The following is a 23,338-nucleotide window of genomic DNA, read 5'->3' as shown; positions in this document are numbered from 1 at the left end:
CGACGATCGCTACTGGCGAAAGAACGTTTGCGGCTTTCGCGCGTTCTGCCAGTGGTGACGTTCACGGAGGTCGGCGGCGGCCTCGTCACACTGGCTGCGCAACTCATCACTATCGGCCTCGTGTAGCAATTGCTGTTCGAGGCTCTGCACCGGAAAGTATTCGTGTCCCTGTTGCCGGGCCAGCAGGTGGCCGGAAAATAACGCGCACATCAGTACCAACGTCGAAACGCATCTCTTAAGCATATCCTGTACCAGTGGCAGGTGAGTGAGGCTACTATGCCTCTGATTTTTTGAGCTTTATTGTGGCGTTATCAAAGAAGGGCAAAGATTGTGTCAGGTTGTCCTGACGAAAGGCGAAAAAAAGCCCGGCGGTATCAATCGCCGGGCGGAGGCCGTTATTTTTTCGGCGGTAACGGTTTGCCGTTATGCTGACCACCGTCTTTCGGTGGCTGCTTGCCGTTGTGCTGGTTGTTTTTTGACGGTTGCTTGCCGTTATGCTGGCCATCTTTTGGTGGCTGTTTGCCGTCGTGCTGACCACCTTTTTGCGGCTGCTTGCCGTTGTGCTGGCCGTCTTTTTGCGGTTGCTTACCGTCATGGTGCTGACTGTTAGCTGCGTTTCCCGGCGGTGGTGGCGGGTTATCGGCCGCAAACGCAAAAGAAGAGAGCGCAAACGTCATCGCGGCAGATAACAAAACAATTTTTTTCATCACTACATCCTTTATTTTTATGTGCCTTAAGATTTCAGCAAAAAAATGTGGAGACAAAATGGAGGTTCTGTTATTCAGAATCGTCTTATCCGTACAGGATTAAACTTTCAGTCCCGCCGCCGTCATCAGCAGTCGAAAAAGCATACTGATTGCCGCCAGCGCCAGTACGCTTCCTCCCCATAATGCGACCATCCACAATAACTGTTTGAGCCTGGATTGATTCATCAATGATACCCCTCACCATGTTGGACTTTGCCGCGAAAGACGTAATAACTCCAGAAGGTGTAGCCAAGGATCACCGGGATAATAAGCAGGGCGCCCACCAGCATAAAGCCCTGGCTCTGCGGCGGAGCGGCGGCCTGCCACAGCGTAATATTGGGCGGAATAATATAGGGCCAGATGCTGATCCCCAGGCCGCTGAAGCCAAGGAACACCAGCCCGAGGGTCAGGATAAAGGGCCGCGCGTGGCTATTGCGGTTGCCCAGGATTTGCCATAACCAGAATCCGATGACCGCCACCAGCAGAGGAACGGGCAGCAGGAAGAACAGATCCGGCAGGCTGAACCAGCGGGCGGCGATGGCCGGCTGCGCCAGCGGGGTCCACAGGCTGATAATGGCGATCGTCGTCAGCAACGCCAGCAGCAGGCCGCGCGAGGTGCGACGCATCTTATCCTGCAGCGGGTTCTCGCTTTTCATCACCAGCCACGTGGCGCCGAGCAGCGCATAGGCCACCGTCAGCCCCAGGCCGCAGAACAGGGTAAAAGGCGTCAGCCAGTCGAACATCCCGCCGCTGAAGGCGCGTCCGCTCACCGAAAAGCCGTTGATCACCGCCCCAACAACGATGCCCTGGGTAAAGGTGGCCAGCAGCGAGCCGCCAAGGAACGCCGAGTCCCAGAACGGGCGGTGCGACGGCGTGGCCTGGAAGCGAAACTCAAACGCCACGCCGCGGAAAATCAGGCCAATCAGCATCAGCGTCAGCGGGATCGCCAGCGCGTCGATAATCACCGCGTAGGCCAGCGGAAATGCCCCGAACAGCGCGGCGCCACCGAGCACCAGCCAGGTTTCGTTGCCGTCCCAGACCGGGGCGACGCTATTGACCATCACGTCACGGTCTTCGCCGTCACGGGTGGTGCTGAACAGGATGCCGATCCCTAAGTCAAAACCATCCATCACGATATACATCAGGGTGGCGAAGACGATGATCACAAACCAGATAACCGATAAATCGATCCCCATTAGTGGGACTCCTTATGCTGAAAACCTTCCGTTGCGGCGGAGAGCGGGCGAGCCGGTGTGCCGGAATGCGGCGGATTGACCGCCTGCGGGCCTTTGCGGATCAGGCGCAACATATAGCTGTAGCCGACGCCGAACACTGCGCTGTAGACCACGAAAAAGGTCAGCAGGCTGACGGTCATATGCAGGTCGCCGTGAGCGGAGACGGCGTCAGCGGTTCGCTGTACGCCATAGACCACCCAGGGCTGACGGCCCACTTCGGTGGTGACCCAGCCGGCCAGAATCGCGATCAGCCCGGACGGCCCCATCCAGAGCGCGAAGCGCAGGAACGGCCTGGACTGGTACAGACGATGGCGGTAGCGCAGCCACAGCGCCATTACCCCGAGCAGGATCATCAGCATGCCGAGGCCGGCCATCAGGCGAAATGACCAGAAGACGATGGTTGAGTTCGGGCGATCTTCCGGCGCGAACTCTTTCAGGGCGGGTACCTGTTTATCGAGACTGTGGGTCAGGATCAGGCTGCCGAGCGCCGGTATTTCCAGGCCGTAACGGGTACGTTCCTGCTCCATATCCGGCAGGCCAAACAGCAGCAACGGAGTGGGTTCTCCCGGACGGTTTTCCCAGTGGCCTTCGATGGCCGCAATTTTCGCCGGCTGATGCTTCAGGGTGTTCAGGCCGTGCATGTCGCCAATCATCGCCTGAATGGGGGCGACGATAAGCAGCATCCACAGGGCCATGGAGAACATCGCGCGGATCGCCGGGATGTTATTGCCGCGCAGCAGGTGCCACGCCGCCGAGGCGCCGACAAACAGCGCGCTGCTGAGAAAGGCGGCGACCGTCATGTGCAGCAGGCGATATGGGAACGACGGGTTAAAGATAACTTTAAACCAGTCGACCGGGACCACCTGGCCGTTGACGATCTCGAAGCCCTGCGGGGTTTGCATCCAGCTGTTAGAGGCGAGGATCCAGAAGGTTGAAATGATTGTCCCGAGGGCCACCATGCAGGTGGCGAAGAAGTGCATTCCGGGGCTGACCCGGTTCCAGCCGAACAGCATGACGCCGAGGAAGCCGGCTTCAAGGAAGAAGGCGGTCAGGACTTCATAGGTCAGCAGCGGGCCGGTAATGCTGCCGGCAAATTCAGAGAAACCGCTCCAGTTGGTGCCGAACTGATAGGCCATCACGAGGCCGGACACCACGCCCATGCCAAAGTTGACGGCGAAAATCTTCGACCAGAAGTGGTACAGCGAGCGCCAGACCGGATTTTTGGTTTTTAACCATAATCCTTCCAGCACCGCCAGATAGCTGGCCAGCCCAATGGTGATGGCGGGAAAGATGATGTGGAAAGAGACGGTAAAGGCGAACTGGATTCGCGCAAGGTGGAATGCATCAAGACCGAACATGCAGTACTCCGCAAGAAAATTGATTCAGCGCAATTTTAAAGGGCGGCAGCAGGGGGTTGCAGAGGCAGAAGCGGGCTTTTTTATGATAACAGTTGTGTGACTGTTATGATTTTACGCGGGTGCTAATGGTGGAACAGCGCCCGCGTCGGACGTGAGCGAGTGTCGGGGATCAGACCGCAACGGGGCCCCAGGCATACAGCCAGTATCCGCCCGCCAGCACGATAATGTTCAGTATCACGCTGATCATAAAGTAGGTTTTAAAGGGCTGCTTTTGGGTTTTATGGCGAAAACACTGCTGACCCACGATTGCGCCAGGCCATCCACCGACGAAGCCAAATACCAGCAGCGTGGCTTCAGGGACGCGTCGCCATGCCTTACGGGCAGCGGTTTTATCCATCCCGTAGAGCGCCAGCGTCAGGAGATTGACCAGCAGGAACCACATGATCAGCGGGTGAGGCAGGAACAGGCTGCCAGCCGCCGCGAGGCCCAGCAGAAGATAACAGAAGCGATTGAGATTCATAGGGAGGAAAATATGGACCGAAGTGAAAGAGGACCAGTATACCCGATTCTGGCGAGGCGGTGATGCTGGCCTGTCTGACACAATTACTCGGGTAATCTCTTTATACCTTAAAATGTATACTATTCAGGTAATGGTTTCGATGAATGGGTCTGAGAGTAAATATGTCAGGAATAGCTGAATCCCCGACGTCTGGCGACTGGATAGATTTTCGTCGCGATTCGGAAACCGGGATCGAGAGCGTCAACGCCCATTTCAAAGGGCATGCGTACGATGACCACGATCACGAAGAACTGCTTCTGGGGGTGACGCTGCAGGGGTCGCAAAGATTCAGTTGCCATCGGGCCGTCCACACCAGTACCCCCGGCAAAGCCATTCTGATTGAGCCAGGTGCCGTGCATGACGGTTATGCGGCACAGCCGACAGGCTTTACCTATGCCATGCTGTATATTCCCCAGAACTACGTCGCCGATAGCCTGAGCCGCTACGGAATGGGGGATATCTCGGTTGTTCAGGCCGCATTTCGCCATACGCTGACTGAAGATCGCCAGCTGATCGTCGCCATCTCCCAGGCGTTTGACGCCATTCACAACAATGAAGGCCGACTCGCGCGTGATGAAGGGCTGGATCGCCTGATGGCGCACCTTATGCCGCATGTTGAACGGAAACCGGCCATCGCGCTCACCGAATCATTGCTGAAGATGAACCGGGTGCGGGACTATCTGCATGAACATCTCGCCTAGAACCCGGGGCTAGATGAACTGACCCGCATCAGCGGCATCGATCGCTTCCGGCTCAGCAGGCAGTTTAAGGCCGCTTTCGGTCAATCGCCCCATGCCTATCTTGTCCGGTTACGCTTGCGTACTGCCCGCCAGCTGTTAGCGAGCGGTCTCTCCCCGGTGCTGGTTGCTTCGCAAACCGGTTTTGCCGATCAGAGCCATTTGGGACGCTGGTTTAAACGCGCCTACCGGATCACGCCGGCCACCTTCCAGAGCAACTGCACAAACGTTCTATACTGACCACCGGTCCCTGAGCGAAGATATTTTTTCGTATGACAGACGGGACTTTTTAAACATGTTTGATACCAAGATTGCCTATATTCTGCGCGACGATTTGCCAACCTGGCAGCGTCTTAATGTGGTCGCTTTTCTGGCCACCGGGATCGCATCTGCGGCGCCGGAGATAATGGGTCAACCCTATATTGATTCTCTGGGACGAACCTACGGCAATATGTCCGGGCAGCCGATGCTGATATTTGAGGCGAATCTCGACAAGCTGAAAACGGTGCATCGCAAAGCGCTTGAGCGGGGCGTAACCCTTATTCCTTACATTCATGCGATGTTTTCCACCGGCCATGATGAGGCTAACCGGGAAGTATTCCGCGCGGCAGATGGCGATAATCTGGATCTGGTGGGAATTGGTCTGCGTGGCCCCAAAAAAGAGGTCGATAAGGTGATTAAAGGGATCGCTCTGCACAAATAGTATTACCGCCCGGCGGGATCTGACCGCCATATTCATCCTGGTCTTCTGTTTATTTTCAGAAGGCCAGCCGCGCATACTTGCTTCATTTCAGTCCATCAGCTAATTTCCTCTGAGGCTTGTGCTGCCTGCCGCTCGCGTCCTCACGGAAAGGTGAAAGCACGTCATTATCCCGGTTTTGCTTCATTCATCTTTTTTGACGATCGGGGTCTGGTAATGCGAGCACCGGTGTGCCCTGACGACAGGAGAGAATGTTTTCTATCGCACAAGCAAAACTGATGGCCACAAAATTACGCGCTGAGCTGGCGTCACGCGAGGTCACGATTTCCCACTCAGCCGCTCTCGAAATCGTCTCTCAGCAGATGGGCTTTAGGGACTGGAATACGGCATCGGCAACGTTAGCCCCTCAGGCCGCCGACGCGGTTGTGTCGTTTGAAAAGTGCATTCCTATTTTGCGCATGTTTGATGAACGCAAAGCCCGTGAGTTTTACCTTGATTTCCTTGGGTTTACGGTGGAATTTGAGCACCGTTTCGAAGCGGACCTGCCGTTGTATATGGGCATTAGCCGTAACGGCTTGCAGCTCCATCTGAGCGAACATCATGGCGATGCCAGCCCGGGGGCCACGCTTTTTGTTCCCATGAATCACATCGCGTTATTCCGGGATGAGTTAAATCTTAAACAATACGGCTATGGCCGGCCCGAAATCGTCCAGCAAGAGTGGGGAAAAATCCTCGAGGTGTACGATCCGTTTGGCAACAGAATACGCTTCTGCGAGAGCTGAATGAACGCCGCCGTTGACATGACTGCCCGCGACATTGCGGGCAGTATTTAACTGCTGGATTATTGACAGCCAGCGCTACCCACCATTTTCTCATCGCTGATATCCACCAGCGCGCTGCGGAAAGAGGCGGTGAACATCGGGCCATGGCCCAGGCCGGGGAAATCCCAGTAGGCAGTATTGACGCCTTTCTCTTTCAGCGTGGTGAGCGAGGCGTGAATTTTCGTCAGTATCCCGTCGAGGTGCTTTTCACGGTTATCGTTCGGCATCGCCGATCCTTCCATGATCGACAGGTGTTTTGCGCAGTATTGTGCCGGATTGACCGCCGTAATACGGCTCAGCAGTGCGTCATTGCCTCTGCCCAATGACGGGCTGGCGCTGTAGTACCGCTGAAACAGGGAGGACGACAGCCAGGCATCCAGGACCAACAGGCCGCCGAAGGAGTGCCCCCACAGGCCGCGGCGCTGGGGATCGATGTTCAGCCCTTGTTCTGCCTTCACGGCAATACGCGTTTCGAGTAACTGGCGGAAATCGTTGCTACCGCCGCTCTTACGATTCGCGCGCTCGCCGCTGGTGCTGGTTTTGCCGCTTTGTACGCCTGCTGGCGTATAGTCGTAGGCGCGGGCGTTGAGGTCAAAGGGAAGGTTGGTTTGATATCCGACCGCCACGATCACCGGCGGTGATTTGTCTGCCAGCTGCCGGAGCAGGGCTTCATCCAGCCGGTCCATGACCGCATTGCCGTCGAGCATATACAACACCGGGTAGCCCGACGCCGGCGCGGCTTTATTGGGGACGGCGGTCCAGACCCGATAATGGCGGGAGCCATCGGCAGAATCGAACTGATTGACGCTGAAGTGGTAAACCGCGGAGCCCTTATCCGCGATACTCGGTCCCAGCGGCTGCATATCCGGCCTCGCCAGACTTTGCGTGCTGACGATTAAGGTCAAACAAGAAACAAGAGAAAACAACGCCTTACTCGGACGTGGTGCACGATACTCACGGGCATACATCTGATGATTATTCCTTTTCCGCTGGTGGTATCGTCGTTCCGGCCCTGTGGTGTTCCCCTGGACGCCGGTATACCGTACCAGATAACTCATTAATGCAAATGATAATAATTACCAATGTCATTCAATGATTGCAACCTTAATTAAAGGCCTCGTAGAAAAGTAAGACCCGGCAGGAACGATCGCTGGTGGCAAGGTAGTCTGAATCTGGTAGGTCATCTTGAGTACGATGACCTGAGAGATGTATGCTTTTCATCCACATAAAATCTTGCAGGAGCAACTATGTCGGAAGTGCCAGGAATGCCACCGTTGTTCTACCGTGCCGAAGGGGAAGGCCCCTTAGTCATCATGCTTCATGGTCTTTTGATGAATGGGCGGTGTTGGGACGATAACGGTTTTATCGCGGCCATCAGCCCCTTTTTTAATGTCGTATGTCCGGATTTGGCAGGACACGGTGCCAGCGAAAAGTCTGATATTCAGGACTTCTACCGCAGAGAAAATCAGGCATTAGCGGTTGTGAAACTGATGGATGAACTCGGTTATGAAAAAGCACATCTGGTAGGTTATTCAGCAGGGTCGTGGTTGGCGATGGAACTGTTAAGGTCTTATCCGGAGCGGCTAAGTTCAGTAGTATTAGGGGGATGGGATTGCTTAAAAGGGCTTCCCGATATATCCGGCAGCAAACTCACTTTTGAAATGTTTATGTCGTACGCTCGCCAGGTCGCGCCAGAACTCACGGAAACGCTGTCATCTAAAGATGAAATAAGTGCAGGATGCTTTTTTAACGAACTACGCAAACCTGTTGCAGGTGATGCTAATTTATTCCCCTGCCATACCCCGGTAATGTTCTGGGCAGGTAGTCGCGATCCTTATTACGCTTCAATGGCTGAGCTGGCCGGACAACATGCAATACCATTGATCTGCGGTGAAGGCGATCATTTGGGCGAGATAAATCATCCAGACAGTTCGACCATCGCTCAGGTACTTAACTATATAAAAGGCCAATGATTTTCGGGCGCAAAGGCATTATTTTGTCAGACCCTTCGTGTTGCTGGTCGCCCGGTGACATTGTGGCGCCAGGATACCGATAGGTTACTCTCAGCAGGTGGAACCGAATTGTTTGACCAGGGAAAATCATGACGCATCAGGAGATAGTGCAGCGCATATTGGCAGATGACCCGCTGAGAATGGCGGCGCTCCGCGCCGTGCAGGCGTTGCAGTTGCCTGACGGCTGGATCGGGGCAGGGTTTGTGCGAGATGCCGTGTGGGATCATCTGCATGGATATGGGCAACGCCCGATCTCCGGGGATGTCGATGTGGTCTGGTTCGATGCGGCTCAGCGCGATCCTGAACAGGACTACGCCCTGGAAGCGCAGCTTAATCGGCACCTGCCGGCATTTAACTGGTCGGTGAAGAACCAGGCCAGAATGCATCAACGCCACGGTCACAATCCGTATCGCTCAACGCGGCATGCCCTGCAGTTCTGGCCGGAGACCGCCACGGCGGTGGCGGTCAGGCTTGGGGAGACGACCGCTATCGAGATGATTGCCCCCTATGGGCTCGACGATCTGTTTGCCCTGCGTCTACGGCCTACGCCGTCATTTGAGCATGAAAAGCTGGCTGTTTTCCGGCAACGCGTCATCGCAAAGCGCTGGATGGAACGCTACCCCGGATTGCAGCTGCTCATCCCCCGTTAGAATTACTTATCCCGGCTTTAAGCGCCGCTTATTGGCTAAAAAAGCAGCGAACGATATCTTTCATAACATCAACTGACGTGAGATTATTTATGAAAGATATCTATTTTCAGGCAAAAGTCGAAATGGCAAAAACGTTGTGTACCCATGGCGTCGGCTTGCCGTTAATATCAACCGCAACGGGCCTGACGTTGCATCAAATTAAATGTGAATTAAAAAAAGCATCAAAATTTAAAAGACGCAGTCGCCAACTATTCAACCATTCCTGCCAATCGTTCACTTCATTTCATCACCATATCATGTATAAATTTGTGGATATTGTTGCTGGCATACAGGCGTCTTTATAATGAACGGCTATGAACATGAATATCGCCAATTGATAGCAAATGGGGCTATCGCGTGGGCAGGTGAGGGGTATCAGCGGGCAAAACAACAACAGGAGCTCATTTTTCAGTGGCTCAAGGCTGCGCAATATCTTCCGCCTCCGGGCGCTGCGGTACTTGAATTGGGGTGTGGAAATGGCGCAATGGCAGCGCAGTATCTTGCGCAGCAGGGATATGCCGTGTGGGGAATCGATATATCTGCAACCGCAATTTGCTGGGCGGAAAAGCGCTTTCAACAAGCCGGTCTCCCGGCACACTTTCTGGTCGGTGATGTCGGTCATATCGACCAATGCGAAGACGCTACTTTTGAACTCATTATGGACGGCAGCTGTTTACATTGCCTGATTGATGGCGCCCGGACTCGCTGCTTTGCAGAGGTGAGAAGATTGCTCAAGCCTGGCGACCGGTTTGTGATCGGTTCTATGTGCGGCACTCCTCGCTATGCTCAGGATATTGCGGCGTACGATCCAGTCTGCCAGCATTTACTGAAAAATGGACAACCCTGGCGTACGCTGAAGCCGCTTCAGGCGTTAATCGATGAGGTAGAAGATGCTCACTTTAAGGTGCTGGCGGTCCGGGTGAATCACAATCCGTGGTGGGATCATGCCACTTTGGTCTGTGCAGCCGATTCATCGTCGGGGTAAGGGCGTCAGGGCCGCAAACTGAGCTATAACAGTTTTTATAAACGACTATTTTTTTATGGCTGATATACTGTCAGGCACATCAGATCTCCCGGACCGTGCCATGAAAAAATACCAGCAGCTTGCGCAGCAGTTAACCGAACAGATGGCGCTTGGCGTCTGGCAACCCGGCGACCGCCTGCCGTCGCTGCGTGAGCAGGTGGTCAGCAGCGGGATGAGTTTTATGACCGTCAGCCATGCTTACCAGTTGCTGGAAAGTCAGGGGCGGATTATTGCCCGGCCGCAGTCCGGTTACTATGTGGCGCCGAAGCCGGTCAAGCTACGCCAGCCGGCCCCACCCGCGCAGGTGACCCGCGACGAAGCGGTGGATATCAATACCTACATTTTTGAGGTACTGCAGGCCAGCCGCCGGGCCTCGATGCTGCCGTTTGCCTCGGCCTTTCCCGACCCGCGCCTGTTCCCGCTCCAGCAGCTAAACCGCTCGCTGGCGCAGGTGAGTAAAACGGCGACGGCGATGAGCGTCATTGAAAACCTCCCGCCGGGAAATAGCGAACTGCGCCACGCGATCGCCCGCCGCTATGCCCTGCAGGGGATGAATATCTCGCCGGATGATATCGTGATCACCGCCGGCGCCCTGGAGGCGCTGAATCTCAGCCTGCAGGCGGTGACCGAACCGGGCGACTGGGTGGTGGTGGAAAATCCCTGTTTCTACGGCGCATTGCAGGCGCTGGAGCGATTGCGCTTAAAAGCGCTGTCGGTGGCGACGGACGTCAAAGAGGGGATCGATTTAGACGCCCTGGAGCAGGCGCTGCAAAACTACCCGGTCAAAGCCTGCTGGCTGATGACCAACGGACAAAACCCGCTCGGCTTTACCCTCAGCGCCGAGAAAAAAGCCCGGCTGGTAGAGCTGCTGACGCGTTATAACGTGGTGCTGATCGAAGACGATGTCTACAGCGAGCTCTATTTTGGCCGGGAAAAGCCGCTGCCGGCGAAATACTGGGACCACCATGAGATGACGTTGCACTGCAGCTCGTTTTCAAAATGTCTGGTGCCGGGCTTTCGTATTGGTTGGGTGGCGGCAGGTAAACACGCCCGACGGATTCAGCAGCTGCAGCTCATGAGTACCCTTTCGACCAGCTCGCCGATGCAGCTGGCGCTGGTGGATTATCTCTCTACCCGGCGCTATGACGCGCATCTTCGCCGTCTGCGCCGCCAGCTTGCCGAACGCAAACAGCTGGCCTGGCAGGCGCTGCTGCGCCATTTACCCGCCGAGGTCAAAATTCATCATAGCGATAGCGGCTATTTTCTGTGGCTGGAGCTACCGGAAGGCGCTGATGCCGGTGAACTGAGCGCCCGTGCGCTGCAGGATAATATCAGCATCGCGCCGGGGAAAATGTTCTCCACCACCGCCAACTGGGCCTCATTTTTCCGTTTTAATACCGCGTGGGGTTGGGGTGAAAGAGAAGAACAAGGAGTGAAACGCCTCGGTGAACTTATTCGCGAGCTGCTGAGCTGAATCCCGGCCAACACCCCCTGAATTTTAAAAGACGACGGGTATAAATATTATTATCCAGGCCTGTCGGTAAATATTTTACCGACACCGGCCATAGGAAATATGCATAGTCATATTCAGCCTCTAACTCCTTGTCTATAATCCATATTGTTCCCCAGGGTTCGCGGAATGCGCCCCTTGTCACAACCTGAATAAATTTCTCCAGGAGGTCACAGGGCGCCGTCTACCCTTTTTAAGGGAGATATTTTTACGGCATGGCTGCCGCTAATTTTATTGTGACAGGAGTAACACCCAATGAGCAAAAAAATAGCCCGTGGCAGCCTTTATGCACTGGGTATGGCCTGCCTGACCGTGCAGGCCGCGCAACCGCCAACTTCGCTGGATAAAGGAGAAGGTCGGCTCGATATTATTGCCTGGCCGGGCTATATCGAACGCGGTCAGACCGACAAAAACTATGACTGGGTGACCCAGTTTGAAAAAGAGAGCGGCTGCCAGGTGAATGTGAAAACCGCCGCGACCTCTGATGAAATGGTCAGCCTGATGGCGAAAGGCGGTTATGACCTGGTCACCGCCTCTGGTGATGCCTCCCTGCGCCTGATTATGGGCAAGCGAGTGCAGCCGATTAATACCGCGCTTATCGCTAACTGGCACACCCTCGACCCACGGGTCGAAAAAGGCGCCTGGTTTAACGTCGACGGAAAAGTTTACGGCACGCCGTACCAGTGGGGGCCGAACCTGCTGATGTACAACACCCGGGTCTTCCCGACGCCGCCGGACAGCTGGAACGTGGTGTTTGTCAAACAGGATCTCTCTGACGGTAAAAGCAACAGCGGGCGCATTCAGGCCTATGACGGCCCGATCTATATCGCCGATGCGGCGTTGTTCGTCAAAGCGACGCAGCCGCAGCTGGGTATCAGCGATCCCTACCAGTTAACCGAAGCGCAGTATCAGGCGGTGCTCAAGGTCCTGCGCGATCAACGCAAACTGATCCACCGCTACTGGCACGACACCACCGTGCAGATGAGCGACTTCAAAAACGAAGGCGTGGTGGCCTCCAGCGCCTGGCCGTACCAGGCCAACGGCTTAAAAAGCGAAGGCCAGCCGATAGCCACCGTTTTCCCGAAAGAGGGGGTCACCGGCTGGGCCGACACCACTATGTTGCACAGCGAGGCCAAACATCCGGTGTGCGCCTATAAATGGATGAACTGGTCGCTGACACCGAAGGTACAGGGCGACGTCGCGGCCTGGTTTGGTTCGCTGCCGGTGGTGCCGCAGGGCTGTAAAGCCAGCACGCTGTTGGGGGATAAAGGCTGTGAAACCAATGGCTACAACGAGTTTTCGAAAATCGCCTTCTGGAAAACACCGGTTGCCGAAGGGGGCAAATTCGTACCTTACAGCCGCTGGACACAGGATTATATCGCCATTATGGGCGGTATTTGACTGGCCGGAGGCTGAGCATGACCTATGCAGTAGAGTTTCATAACGTCTCGCGTTTCTACGGCGATGTCCGCGCGGTGGATGGCGTCAGCATGGGGATCCGTGATGGCGAGTTTTTCTCAATGCTGGGGCCGTCAGGCTCCGGCAAAACCACCTGCCTGCGGCTGATCGCCGGTTTCGAACAGCTCTCCGGCGGGGAGATTTCAATCTTTGGCCGCAAGGCCAGCGAACTGCCGCCGTGGCAGCGCGATGTGAACACCGTCTTCCAGGACTATGCGCTGTTTCCCCATATGACCATCCTCGATAACGTCGCTTACGGGCTGATGGTGAAAGGGATCGGCAAAAAAGAGCGCCATTTTCGTGCGCAGGAAGCGCTTGAAAAGGTCGCCCTGGGGTTCGTCCATACCCGCAAGCCGTCACAACTCTCCGGCGGCCAGCGCCAGCGGGTGGCGATTGCCCGGGCGCTGGTCAACGAACCACGGGTTCTGCTGCTTGACGAACCGCTGGGGGCGCTGGATTTAAAACTGCGTGAACAGATGCAGCTGGAGCTGAAAAAGCTCCAGCAGGCGCTGGGGATTACTTTTATTTTTGTCACCCACGATCAGGGCGAAGCGCTGTCGATGTCTGACCGGGTGGCGGTCTTTAATAACGGGCGCATCGAGCAGGTGGATGCCCCGCACGACCTTTATCTGCGTCCCAAAACCGCTTTTGTTGCCGGTTTCGTCGGCACTGCCAACGTGTTTGATAGCGATCTGGCTTCGCGTCTGTGCGGGATGCACGGCGTCTGGTCTCTGCGCCCGGAACATATTTGCCTTAACCGGGAAGGAGAAGTGCAGGTGGAGGGTACCGTGCAGGCGGTGCAGTACCAGGGCGCCGCCACGCGGATCGAACTGAAACTGGCGGGCGGCGGCAAGCTGTTGGTCAGTCAGGCCAACAGCGATAGCGGCATGGCGCTTAGCGTACCGCAGGCCGGGCAAACGGTGCTGGCCTCGTGGTCGCGGGCGGCGATGGTGCCGCTGGAACGGGGAGGCTGATATGACAATGGTCGTTCCGCGCCCCGCGTCCGGGCGCCTTTCCGGACTGTTCTGGCGCAAGCCGTCGCTCGGCCTGTTTTTGCTGCTGCTGGGACCGCTGATGTGGTTCGGGATTGTCTATCTGGGATCGTTGCTGACGCTGCTGTGGCAAAGCTTCTATACCTTTGACGATTTCACCATGTCGGTCACCAGCGACCTGACTCTCGCCAACCTCAAGGCATTATTTAATCCGGCAAACTACGACATCATTATCCGTACCCTGGTGATGGCCCTGTCGGTGACCATTGCCAGCGCCGTGCTGGCGTTGCCGATGTCGTGGTATATGGCCCGTTATACCCACGGCAAAATGAAAGCCTTCTTTTACATCGCGGTGATGCTGCCGATGTGGGCGAGCTACATTGTTAAAGCCTACGCCTGGACGTTGCTGTTGGCGAAAGATGGCGTGGCGCAGTGGTTTCTCGGGCATCTGGGGCTGGAAGGACTGCTGAACCTGGTGCTGACGATCCCGGCCATCGGAGGCAATACGCTATCGACCTCCGGCCTGGGGCGTTTCCTGGTGTTCGTCTATATCTGGCTGCCGTTTATGATCCTGCCGGTACAGGCGGCGCTGGAGCGTTTACCACCGTCTTTGCTGCAGGCCTCCGCCGATCTTGGCGCCCGCCCGCGCCAGACCTTCCGCTACGTGGTGCTGCCGCTGGCGATCCCCGGCATCGCCGCCGGTTCGATTTTTACTTTCTCGCTGACGCTGGGGGACTTTATCGTGCCGCAGCTGGTGGGGCCGCCGGGCTTCTTCATCGGCAACATGGTCTATTCGCAGCAAGGGGCGATAGGCAATATGCCAATGGCCGCCGCCTTTACCCTCGTGCCGATTGTGTTGATTGCCCTGTATCTGGCGTTCGTGAAACGCCTGGGAGCGTTTGATGCACTCTGAACGCGCACCATTGTTTCTGAAAATAGCCACCTGGGGCGGGGTGATCTTCCTTCATTTCCCGCTGGTAATAATCGCCCTGTATGCCTTCAATACCGAAGATGCGGCCTTTAGTTTTCCCCCGCAGGGGCTGACGCTACGCTGGTTCAGCGAGGCCGCCGGACGCAGCGATATTATCGAATCGGTGACGTTGTCACTAAAAATTGCAGCGCTGTCTACCGCTATTGCGCTGGTACTTGGCACGTTGGCTGCAGGAGCACTGTGGCGCAGCACCTTTTTTGGCAAGAACGCCGTGTCGCTGTTGCTGCTGTTGCCGATTGCGCTACCGGGCATTATCACCGGGCTTGCGCTGCTGACGGCGTTTAAGGCCGTTAATCTGGAACCCGGCCTGCTGACTATCGTGGTGGGGCACGCCACGTTCTGCGTGGTGGTGGTGTTCAACAATGTGATTGCCCGCTTTCGCCGGACCTCGTGGAGCCTGGTGGAGGCGTCAATGGATTTAGGCGCTACGGGCTGGCAGACCTTTCGCTATGTGGTGCTCCCCAATCTGGGGTCGGCGCTGCTGGCGGGCGGCATGCTGGCGTTTGCCTTATCGTTTGACGAAATTATCGTCACCACCTTTACCGCCGGACACGAGCGCACGTTGCCGCTGTGGCTGCTCAATCAACTGGGGCGCCCGCGCGATGTACCGATCACCAACGTGGTTGCGCTGTTGGTCATGCTGGTGACGATGATCCCTATTTTGGGAGCCTGGTGGCTCACCCGTGACGGCGACACGAATGCTGAAAACGGCAAATAATTCTCATGTACAGGATAATACTATGCAACATAACCTTTTGATTAACGGTGAGTTAGTGGCGGGTGAAGGCGAAATGGTGCCGGTATTCAATCCTGCCAGCGGTGAGGCCATCCTCGAGATCGCCGAAGCGACTGCAGCGCAGGTCAATGCAGCGGTTGAGGCGGCAGACCGGGCTTTTGACAGCTGGAGCCAGACCACGCCGAAGAGCCGCTCGGAATATCTGCTGAAGCTGGCGGATACCATCGACGACCATGCCGAGACCCTGGCGAAACTGGAATCCTTAAACTGCGGCAAACCGCTGCACTGCGTGATTAACGACGAGCTGCCCGCCGTCGCCGATGTGTTCCGCTTTTTTGCCGGGGCAGCCCGCTGCCTGCCGGGGATGGCGGCCGGGGAATATCTCGAAGGGCATACCTCGATGATCCGCCGCGACCCGGTTGGCGTCGTCGCTTCTATCGCACCGTGGAACTACCCGCTGATGATGGCGGCATGGAAGCTGGCGCCCGCGCTGGCCGCCGGTAACTGCGTGGTGATCAAACCTTCAGAAATCACGCCATTAACGGCGCTGAAGCTGGCCGAGCTGGCGAAAGATATTCTGCCGCCTGGCGTGCTGAACGTGCTGTTTGGCCGCGGACAAACCGTGGGCGACCCGTTAACCGCGCACCCGAAGGTGCGCATGGTGTCGTTGACCGGCTCGATCGCGACCGGGGCGCATATTATCGGGCATACCGCTGCCTCGATAAAACGTACTCATATGGAGCTGGGCGGCAAAGCGCCGGTGATTGTCTTCGATGACGCGGATATCGACGCGGTTGTGGAAGGGGTTCGCACCTTTGGCTTCTATAATGCCGGGCAGGACTGTACGGCCGCCTGCCGGATTTACGCCCAGCAGGGGATTTACGACCGCCTGGTCGAGAAACTGGGCGCCGCGGTGGCCAGCCTCAAGGTCGGCCAACCGGACGACCCGGCAACCGAACTGGGGCCGCTCAGCTCTCAGGCCCATCTGGAGCGGGTTAGCGCTGCCGTCGAGGCCGCGCGCGGCCTGGCACACATCAACGTGGTCACGGGCGGTAGCAAGGTGGATGGCAAAGGCTACTTCTATCAACCGACGCTGCTGGCAGGGGCAAAACAGGAAGATGCGATCGTCCAGCGGGAAGTGTTTGGCCCGGTAGTCAGCGTGACCTCGTTCAGCGATGAAGATCAGGTTCTGGCATGGGCTAATGATTCGCAGTATGGCCTGGCCTCATCGGTATGGACTCAGGATGTGGGAAGAGCCCACCGGCTAAGCGCGCGTTTACAGTACGGCTGCACCTGGGTAAACACCCACTTTATGCTGGTGAGCGAGATGCCGCATGGCGGGCAGAAACTCTCCGGCTACGGCAAGGATATGTCGATGTATGGTCTGGAGGACTATACGGTGGTGCGCCACGTGATGATAAAGCACTAATAGCAATATAAGTAGCTGTAATGTAATCAATTTATATTGCAGCTACTCATCGCCTCGTCCCGATCGCCTACGACGCCCCCACCGATTTTGCAAAGACTATGGGTCGCGCTTTTTAACGCGACCCATAGTCTTTGCAAAGTGAGCGCTACAGAATCTATCTCTATAAAAACACGTTATGCCACCGGCGAAGTTGCATGGGTTTATTTAAGTGTTAAGTGAAAGGTTATTTGTTTTGAAATGTCTTATTTGATCAAGAACATCTTTTAAATAAAAGTGTTTGAGGATAAATTACTCATTCATGAGTCATGAGCAATTCTTTATAAATGAACCCGGCAAATCAAAATATTATGATTGTTTTAAATCAAATGCGAAATCGATTTGACCTGGCCGAAGATTTGCGGTGAAACGGTAGTCACCGATATAAACGGTTATTTTTTGCAATGTGAGTTTGGATGTCAAGACACTGATGCATTACACAATGAATGCCGGTTCGGATTATTATTAAAAAGGGACGAAGTTATGACAACAAAACGTGTTTTTTTGATGGCGCTATTTCCTGGGTGGGAGAGAGGCCGGTGCTGGTTTATGTGAACGACTACGGCCACCACCCGCGTTAACCTTCCACTGTTCTGGCACGATTTGCAAGGTAAATGAGAGCAAACCGGGTGAGTAAGAAAAGTAAGGGTAATTATTGCCGTGCAATCACAATATTAATAATTGTCATGCTGCTGCGGTAACCATTCAAACTAAGTAGATTTCAATGATGAATAATAAAAAAATCACCTGTTTTATTTTTCTCACAATGATGTTATTGCTTGCAAAACCACTGCAGGCCGAGCCCCGCCTTATTGTTGTGAATGCCTTTATGATTGATAAACATGTTGTTTTATCTAACCTTTCAGTGTCGTGGGATACTATCGATTCCGGTGCTGGTTATCCAACGAGCATTCATCCATACGACGAGGGGTTTCGTTATTATGGTCCTGCTTTGCAGGGGCGTGATTATGATGATTCGACAGAAACGAATTATAAGGATTACTGGGATACTGATTTTTCTGCTGGTAGAACTATGATACCGATAGAACCAGAAGATACATGGGTAACGCTGGCTGAAAAATATGGTAGTGTTGCTGGTGCAAAAGGAGCAGGGACTTATATACACTATACGCCATCAAGTTATTATGCACTGGTAAGATCGTGCACTGTTGTAACACGGTCAGTGATAGCAACAACCTATCTTGATTCAGATGTAAAATTTGACCCTTTATCGTGCAGTAACATTCCGCAAGTACCCGATCCGGCCCAATGTGACCTTGAATTAGTGGGGTCAAATACAATAGATCATGGAACCTTGCTAGATACAGAAGTTAACGGACACACGAAAACGACGACCATTACTCTTCGATGCACAAAGCCAGCAGCTGTGGAATTCAGGCTTCTGGACCAGCCTGTAGCACTTGGTAGTGGGATCACATCGACGGTGACCATCGAAGGTAGTGAATCACCGGTTATTGATGTTAATGATTTCAAAATATAACTATCGCATCGCGGTTGTCCGCACTCAATCCAGTAGCGGGTCCTTTTAAAGGAAATGTTGTTCTTATCGCGAACGTTAAGTAAAGAATATTTATAATGAAACAGATGCGTTTTTTCCTCAATCCTCTCAGCGGTGTGGAGCTATTTGTTTTTTGAGTTTACCCGTGGGCATGGGTGGTGGACATGATGATAAAGAATTCATCGATAAGTAAGCGGCTGTAATGTGATGCATTCATGTTTCAGCCGCTTGATGTGGGGCATGAGTGGGTGAGTGAAGCTCAATTCGCATCCCTCGTTCAACCGGAAAGTGCACCTGTCAGCCATCTGGCGGGTTTTTTGCTTATGAAACAAATTTTGTGGAGTGGAATGCAAACAGTGATCTAAATCAAAATGATACGCATCCAACTTAAGGAAGATTAAGGAACTGTAAATATTCCTTATGAGTGGTGGGTTTATGGCGTTAAGAGACTTTTTTGTACAAACTGAACCTCGCAGACGGCGTTATGGTGTTGCATTGTTTGTTGGGCTTATCTCAGGGGTGGTTTCGGCATTCGTAAAATGGGGCGCTGAAGTCCCGCTTCCTCCACGTAGTCCTGTGGACATGTTTACCAGTGCGTGTGGGCCAGAATCGTTAATTCGGGCTGCCGGACAAATTGACTGCTCCAGGAACTTCCTCAACCCCCCCTACATTTTTCTACGCGATTGGCTGGGGCTGGCAGATCCTAATGCAGCGGTCTATACCTTCGCAGGGCATGTGTTCAACTGGGTGGGCGTAACACACATCATATTTTCCATTGTGTTCGCAGTTGGATATTGTGTTGTTGCTGAAGTATTCCCTAAAATTAAGTTATGGCAGGGGCTGCTAGCCGGTGCACTCGCTCAATTATTCGTTCATATGATTTCATTCCCGCTGATGGGCTTAACTCCGCCTCTTTTCGACCTTCCATGGTATGAAAACGTTTCTGAGATACTGGGCCACTTAGTATGGTTCTGGTCTATTGAGATAATCCGTCGGGATCTCCGAAACAGAATTACGCATGAACCTGATGCGGAAGTTCCGGTGAATACGGCATTCAGATAAGTGAATAGCAGGGCTTATAATGGCTCGCATTAGCGGGCCATTTTTATCGATGATCGTTAGTCTGTTGCTGGGCTTGTGCGCAGTGGGGGCTAATTATTGTTACTTACTGATCCTTGTCGTTATTGATATCGTCATCCTCAGCGGGCGGTGTGCGGTCTGTTTCATGGTCATTTACAGAGTAGCAACGTACCGGTGATGTATCTGATGGCCTGTCTTTATCAGATATTGTGGTTATTTTACACACCTCACCATCAGCGGTATTAAATAAAAGAACCTCGATGACATCTCCGTCAGGGCCTTTCTTTTTATCAATGAGTTGCCATGTTCCTGTGTGGCTTTCGAATTTACTATGCAGTTCGTTGGGAAACGGTGGCGGGGATTGTCTGGCATCATCGCATCCAGAGATACCTATTATGGCAAGAACCGGGAAAATAAATCTCATGTGATTAAACCTGCTTTGCTTGAGTTCATCGGTCAGACGTTAGATGCTCATGAAAGTTCACTGCTGGCGCCCCCAAATCTTAATAGGGCCAGAGCTGTTGCAGGATATCAGCGTAGAGGTTGTAAGCGGTATCGGCCGACGAGTCATACTTTCCCGTCGGTTCCGGTGATATCCCTGGTCTGGTTTTAGCGTGTTTGAGCAGGAAAGTGGCATCCTGTCTGCGGGTGAGACAGGCTACATTGGCAGGACGCTCATCATCAGGTAGGCCATCAGAATACAGATTAGCGTCATATACCAGACAAAACTCATTTAATTACCTTAACTATCCATGGATCGCAGACGGCTTATGCTGCCGGGTCCGCGCTACAGCGAGAGGCCAATGACCGTGTTAACAATGTCAGAAGCCATCAATACACGACCTATGATAAGGCATGTTCGTTCTCTTCTGAAAGCCCTCAGAACCAGCAAAGTCACTGAAACCGCGAAAAAGGGGATAGCAATGATGCTGAAGGTGGACAACCGACTTCCGGGCCAACATTTTGTCATCGGTGAGACTATCACACACTACGCTCATTAGCTTGCTAATAATCACAATGGCAGTTATTGCTAAAACAAATATGAAGAGATATGAGATGATTCTTATGCCCCTTCAAGAGCTAAGCCACAGTGAGTGCCGGAGATAAGCGCCGGGTGGGGCGCGTAACCCAATTTGAGGTTGCCAGAGCTGCGACCTGCATAAGAACCCTGCATATGATGCAGGGTTTTTTTTACCCTATCGGGAGGCCCGTTTTACATAAGTAGCACACCTTGAAGGGGGGCTGTTACTAGCAATTAAATGACTTTCCCGGGTAACTGTCTGATTCATTGTGGATAAAAGGAACGTGGCAAGATTATTTAGCCTGGGGAGACAATGATGACGTTGTGGATATTTCAGGCTAGCGTTTATTCTTTTTCGTCGGCAGGGTGGAGTGACGACGTTCGCGAATGTATGAATAAAGATTGTATACTGCAAGGACCAGCAATATTAGCGCCACAACCAGCACAATAATTCCGGACATGAGCCACCTCAAAAATAAAATGAACACTAAAAAAGTGAAAAAAGCGCACCTGAATATAAATTCGCAAGCCTAATAAGGCAAATACTATTTTTCGCTATTTTTATTACAACAGTTTATTAACAAGGTAGTGCTAACTTATTGCGCTGTATCGATTTTTGTGAGGGTTTGTGTCACGACGTTAACAACATGAGTTGCAAGGGCTTATGAGCGTAATATATCCCATGCAATTGTCATTGTTATTGTTTTTTTTGCCAACGTCCATAGCTTTATTGAGGGCGTTTTTCGAAGCGCCATAACCATTTTTATATTGCATCATGTTGACTCTGTTGCTTTTAAACTAAAAAAATCAATTGCACCCAATTTTATTCAGGCTTACAGATTATTCGCATTTCATAATTAAACGGAAATGGTTAGCTGGCAGGAAATAGTGGCGGTGATTGCGCATTGTCCCAAAAAGAGAATGTAGACAAAATGTTAAAAAATATCTGGCAAGTCCGATACTGAACGGAAAAGAGAGCGTTTGAAATTTGACTTTGCACACACCCGCATGCGACCATTTATCATAATTTGTTACTTTAACGTTGAACTTGTTTTGAAAAAGATAGTATTTCTCCTGTCGGTGGCCTGCGCCACGGCACTGCTATACGGTCATTTACCGGCACAGCATATTCGGGGTTGTGAACAGCAAGGGGCCAGCGAAGCCATTTGCGTTGCAGCAGAGTGGGATAGTGAAAAAGTTAATTTGCTACCTAAATATGACCCTGATTATAACCGGGTTATTGCTGTGCAACAGGCCCAGTCTCAGACCAGTGTTGATAAAACAGCCGCGATAAAATCGTAAAAAAGCAGCCCATGGAGGCTGCTTTTTTAGGTTTCTTTGCTGAGTAAATCAGTAAAACCAACCAAAACGAACAGATAACAGGCTGATAAGCGCAAACGCTGCACCGACATTAATCAGAATTACGGTTTTGCTGGAAACATCCATAACGCCACCTTTATGAGTAAGCCTCTACAGGTATAGTACGAGGTGAAAGGAAGTGCTATCAGACAAGGATGAATTGGGCGTTAAATACCGTAATATTTATGTGGTGATGTGAATGGTCTGGTACCGCTTGAGTATATAAAGCATGTACCTTGATGGCGCTTGTCAGGGAAGGAATAAGAATGACCCTATACCAGAAAATGCTGGTCTTTTACGCAGTTATGGGATGTATCTGCGCAATAATAAGCTGGTTTTTAACCAAAGAAAGCCGATTTATCCGCCTGCTGGCGGCCTTGTTGATCGGTGCTACATGGCCATTTAGTTTCCCAATGGCGCTGCTGGTCTCACTGTTCTGATCTTATAAAGTCGCTGGCAATCAGTATATTGGTACTGTATAAAAATACAGTCTATGCTGATGGAGTGATATGATGAACGGCTTTTTCTCCTCCCTGGCTGGCGCGACAGTGCGCTGGCTCGATCTCCCTGGGCGCGGCGAACCGGTGGTCTTTATTCATGGCCTGGGTTGCGCGTCTTCCTACGATTATCCCCGCGTGGTGACCGACCCGGCGTTTCATGGGCGACGGGCGTTGCTGATCGATCTCCCGGGGTATGGCTATAGCGATAAGCCTCCACAGTTTGGCTACAGTACTGGTCAGCAGGCCCAGGTGGTGGTGGAGCTACTCGATCATCTTCAACTGAGCCGCTGTTATCTCTACGGCCACAGCATGGGTGGCAGTATTGCCATCGAAGCGGCTGAGCACCTCGGCGATCGCATTCTGGCCCTGCTGGTGGCGGAGCCTAATCTGTATGCCGGAGGCGGAATGTTCAGTCGGGCTATCGCCGCGCAACCGGAAGCTGAATTTGTCGCCAGCGGCTATGCCGACATGCTGGCAGCAGAGACCTCTCCCTGGGCCGGGTGTCTGCAAAACAGCGCGCCCTGGGCGGTATGGCGGGGGGCCAGCAGCCTGGTAGCCGGTGTGGCGCCGTCGTGGTTCAGCCGTTTTCAACAATTAACCTGCCACAAAGCCCTGATTTACGGCGCGCTGTCATTACCCGCCCAGGAAGCCGATGATGTTCAGGCCGAGGGTATTACCTTGCTGACGGTGCCGGATGCCGGGCATTCGATGGCCTGGGAAAACCCCGCCGCGTTGGCTGACAGGGTTGCCAGTTTTTGCGCGCGGGTGGAAGCAGAAACGTAAAGCGTGATCCCGGCACGATTAAAGGAACGGCATTTCATTAATA

The 23,338-nt window shown here is 53.4% G+C and carries 27 protein-coding genes and 1 pseudogene; 18 read left to right on the top strand and 10 right to left on the bottom strand.

The annotated features are described in order from the left end of the window. Positions 1–9: 9 nt before the first annotated feature. From HF679_RS07040 to HF679_RS07015, 6 genes are all read right to left on the bottom strand, one after another. Positions 10–243 carry a DUF2554 family protein gene (locus HF679_RS07040; RefSeq protein WP_123754175.1) on the bottom strand — a complete coding sequence of 78 codons (234 nt, stop codon included), beginning with the start codon at positions 241–243 and terminating at the stop codon, positions 10–12. Between the two features lie 152 nt (positions 244–395). Then, positions 396–707: a hypothetical protein gene (locus tag HF679_RS07035; RefSeq protein ID WP_123754176.1), complete on the bottom strand. Its 312-nt coding sequence runs from the start codon at positions 705–707 to the stop codon at positions 396–398. A 99-nt stretch (positions 708–806) separates the two neighbouring features. Beyond that, positions 807–932, bottom strand: coding sequence for a DUF2474 domain-containing protein (locus HF679_RS07030; protein ID WP_123754177.1), 126 nt, complete (start codon positions 930–932; stop codon positions 807–809). Continuing rightward, positions 932–1,942 (bottom strand): cytochrome d ubiquinol oxidase subunit II, encoded by a 1,011-nt coding sequence (gene cydB, locus HF679_RS07025; protein WP_123754178.1) that lies wholly within the window; start codon positions 1,940–1,942, stop codon positions 932–934. Before cydB ends, HF679_RS07030 begins: the two co-directional genes overlap by 1 nt. Then, entirely contained in the window at positions 1,942–3,339 is a 1,398-nt protein-coding gene (locus HF679_RS07020) for a cytochrome ubiquinol oxidase subunit I (RefSeq protein ID WP_123754179.1), read from the bottom strand. The genes cydB and HF679_RS07020 overlap by 1 nt, the downstream gene beginning before the upstream one ends. A 169-nt stretch (positions 3,340–3,508) precedes the next feature. After that, on the bottom strand, positions 3,509–3,859 hold the full coding sequence (locus HF679_RS07015) for a DUF1294 domain-containing protein (protein ID WP_154143750.1): 351 nt from the start codon (positions 3,857–3,859) through the stop codon (positions 3,509–3,511). A 161-nt stretch (positions 3,860–4,020) separates the two neighbouring features. Here HF679_RS07015 and HF679_RS07010 point away from each other — a divergent pair. The 3 genes and pseudogenes from HF679_RS07010 (at position 4,021) to HF679_RS07000 (ending at position 6,117) form a co-directional block, all read left to right on the top strand. Beyond that, positions 4,021–4,875 (top strand): annotated as a pseudogene (locus HF679_RS07010) (AraC family ligand binding domain-containing protein). A 55-nt stretch (positions 4,876–4,930) separates the two neighbouring features. Next, entirely contained in the window at positions 4,931–5,338 is a 408-nt protein-coding gene (locus HF679_RS07005; RefSeq protein ID WP_123754182.1) for a DUF2000 domain-containing protein, read from the top strand. Between the two features lie 248 nt (positions 5,339–5,586). Continuing rightward, the gene (locus tag HF679_RS07000) at positions 5,587–6,117 is read left to right on the top strand and encodes a glyoxalase superfamily protein (RefSeq protein ID WP_174508798.1); all 531 of its coding nucleotides are present in this window, start codon (positions 5,587–5,589) and stop codon (positions 6,115–6,117) included. Positions 6,118–6,176: 59 nt separating this feature from the next. Here HF679_RS07000 and HF679_RS06995 read toward each other — a convergent pair whose 3' ends face one another. Next, positions 6,177–7,124 (bottom strand): alpha/beta hydrolase, encoded by a 948-nt coding sequence (locus HF679_RS06995; RefSeq protein WP_123754184.1) that lies wholly within the window; start codon positions 7,122–7,124, stop codon positions 6,177–6,179. Between the two features lie 279 nt (positions 7,125–7,403). Between HF679_RS06995 and HF679_RS06990 the strand changes: the two genes are divergently transcribed. From HF679_RS06990 to HF679_RS06935, 12 genes are all read left to right on the top strand, one after another. Then, positions 7,404–8,129, top strand: a complete 726-nt coding sequence (locus HF679_RS06990) for an alpha/beta fold hydrolase (protein ID WP_123754185.1) — start codon at positions 7,404–7,406, stop codon at positions 8,127–8,129. Between the two features lie 128 nt (positions 8,130–8,257). Then, on the top strand, positions 8,258–8,818 hold the full coding sequence (locus HF679_RS06985) for a nucleotidyltransferase family protein (RefSeq protein WP_187042776.1): 561 nt from the start codon (positions 8,258–8,260) through the stop codon (positions 8,816–8,818). An 89-nt stretch (positions 8,819–8,907) separates the two neighbouring features. After that, positions 8,908–9,162: a hypothetical protein gene (locus HF679_RS06980; RefSeq protein WP_187042775.1), complete on the top strand. Its 255-nt coding sequence runs from the start codon at positions 8,908–8,910 to the stop codon at positions 9,160–9,162. Then, entirely contained in the window at positions 9,162–9,842 is a 681-nt protein-coding gene (locus tag HF679_RS06975) for a class I SAM-dependent methyltransferase (RefSeq protein ID WP_187042774.1), read from the top strand. The genes HF679_RS06980 and HF679_RS06975 overlap by 1 nt, the downstream gene beginning before the upstream one ends. Positions 9,843–9,942: 100 nt before the next feature. After that, on the top strand, positions 9,943–11,355 hold the full coding sequence (locus HF679_RS06970) for a PLP-dependent aminotransferase family protein (protein ID WP_123754188.1): 1,413 nt from the start codon (positions 9,943–9,945) through the stop codon (positions 11,353–11,355). Between the two features lie 291 nt (positions 11,356–11,646). Further along, positions 11,647–12,792, top strand: coding sequence for a putative ABC transporter substrate-binding protein YdcS (gene ydcS, locus HF679_RS06965; protein ID WP_123754189.1), 1,146 nt, complete (start codon positions 11,647–11,649; stop codon positions 12,790–12,792). Positions 12,793–12,809: 17 nt separating this feature from the next. Beyond that, on the top strand, positions 12,810–13,823 hold the full coding sequence (locus HF679_RS06960) for an ABC transporter ATP-binding protein (protein WP_123754190.1): 1,014 nt from the start codon (positions 12,810–12,812) through the stop codon (positions 13,821–13,823). 1 nt (position 13,824) lies between these two features. After that, positions 13,825–14,754 carry an ABC transporter permease gene (locus tag HF679_RS06955; protein ID WP_123754191.1) on the top strand — a complete coding sequence of 310 codons (930 nt, stop codon included), beginning with the start codon at positions 13,825–13,827 and terminating at the stop codon, positions 14,752–14,754. Continuing rightward, a complete protein-coding gene (locus HF679_RS06950; RefSeq protein WP_123754192.1) occupies positions 14,744–15,550 on the top strand; it encodes an ABC transporter permease in 807 nt (268 codons plus the stop codon). The genes HF679_RS06955 and HF679_RS06950 overlap by 11 nt, the downstream gene beginning before the upstream one ends. Before the next feature lie 22 nt (positions 15,551–15,572). Further along, positions 15,573–16,997, top strand: coding sequence for an aminobutyraldehyde dehydrogenase (gene patD, locus HF679_RS06945; protein WP_187042773.1), 1,425 nt, complete (start codon positions 15,573–15,575; stop codon positions 16,995–16,997). Positions 16,998–17,757: 760 nt separating this feature from the next. Continuing rightward, positions 17,758–18,534 carry a hypothetical protein gene (locus tag HF679_RS06940; protein WP_187042772.1) on the top strand — a complete coding sequence of 259 codons (777 nt, stop codon included), beginning with the start codon at positions 17,758–17,760 and terminating at the stop codon, positions 18,532–18,534. Between the two features lie 453 nt (positions 18,535–18,987). Then, positions 18,988–19,614, top strand: coding sequence for a YagU family protein (locus tag HF679_RS06935; RefSeq protein ID WP_123755465.1), 627 nt, complete (start codon positions 18,988–18,990; stop codon positions 19,612–19,614). 103 nt (positions 19,615–19,717) lie between these two features. Here HF679_RS06935 and HF679_RS06930 read toward each other — a convergent pair whose 3' ends face one another. Both HF679_RS06930 and HF679_RS06925 read right to left on the bottom strand, forming a co-directional pair. After that, positions 19,718–20,056 carry a hypothetical protein gene (locus tag HF679_RS06930; protein WP_123754194.1) on the bottom strand — a complete coding sequence of 113 codons (339 nt, stop codon included), beginning with the start codon at positions 20,054–20,056 and terminating at the stop codon, positions 19,718–19,720. Positions 20,057–20,991: 935 nt separating this feature from the next. Further along, positions 20,992–21,114, bottom strand: a complete 123-nt coding sequence (locus tag HF679_RS06925; protein ID WP_148060375.1) for a small membrane protein — start codon at positions 21,112–21,114, stop codon at positions 20,992–20,994. A gap of 520 nt (positions 21,115–21,634) precedes the next feature. On the opposite strand from HF679_RS06925, the gene HF679_RS06920 reads away from it, so the two are divergent. Then, complete coding sequence (locus HF679_RS06920) at positions 21,635–21,955, top strand: hypothetical protein (RefSeq protein WP_370453874.1); 321 nt, start codon at positions 21,635–21,637, stop codon at positions 21,953–21,955. Positions 21,956–22,003: 48 nt separating this feature from the next. On the opposite strand, the gene yncL is transcribed toward HF679_RS06920, so the two are convergent. Next, positions 22,004–22,099, bottom strand: coding sequence for a stress response membrane protein YncL (yncL, locus tag HF679_RS06915; RefSeq protein ID WP_071844919.1), 96 nt, complete (start codon positions 22,097–22,099; stop codon positions 22,004–22,006). Positions 22,100–22,278: 179 nt separating this feature from the next. Here yncL and HF679_RS06910 point away from each other — a divergent pair, with 179 nt between their 5' ends. Together HF679_RS06910 and HF679_RS06905 are read left to right on the top strand one after the other, a co-directional pair. After that, positions 22,279–22,452, top strand: coding sequence for a GhoT/OrtT family toxin (locus tag HF679_RS06910; protein ID WP_123754195.1), 174 nt, complete (start codon positions 22,279–22,281; stop codon positions 22,450–22,452). A gap of 72 nt (positions 22,453–22,524) precedes the next feature. After that, the gene (locus HF679_RS06905) at positions 22,525–23,295 is read left to right on the top strand and encodes an alpha/beta fold hydrolase (protein ID WP_123754196.1); all 771 of its coding nucleotides are present in this window, start codon (positions 22,525–22,527) and stop codon (positions 23,293–23,295) included. The last annotated feature ends 43 nt before the right edge of the window (positions 23,296–23,338 follow it).

Origin of the sequence: Enterobacter sp. JUb54 (genome assembly GCF_014298075.1) — a bacterium.
Taxonomy (GTDB): Bacteria; Pseudomonadota; Gammaproteobacteria; order Enterobacterales; family Enterobacteriaceae; genus Klebsiella; species Klebsiella lignicola.
The sequence above is the reverse complement of the archived record's forward strand: the minus strand, read 5'-3'. Positions and strand labels throughout refer to the sequence as shown.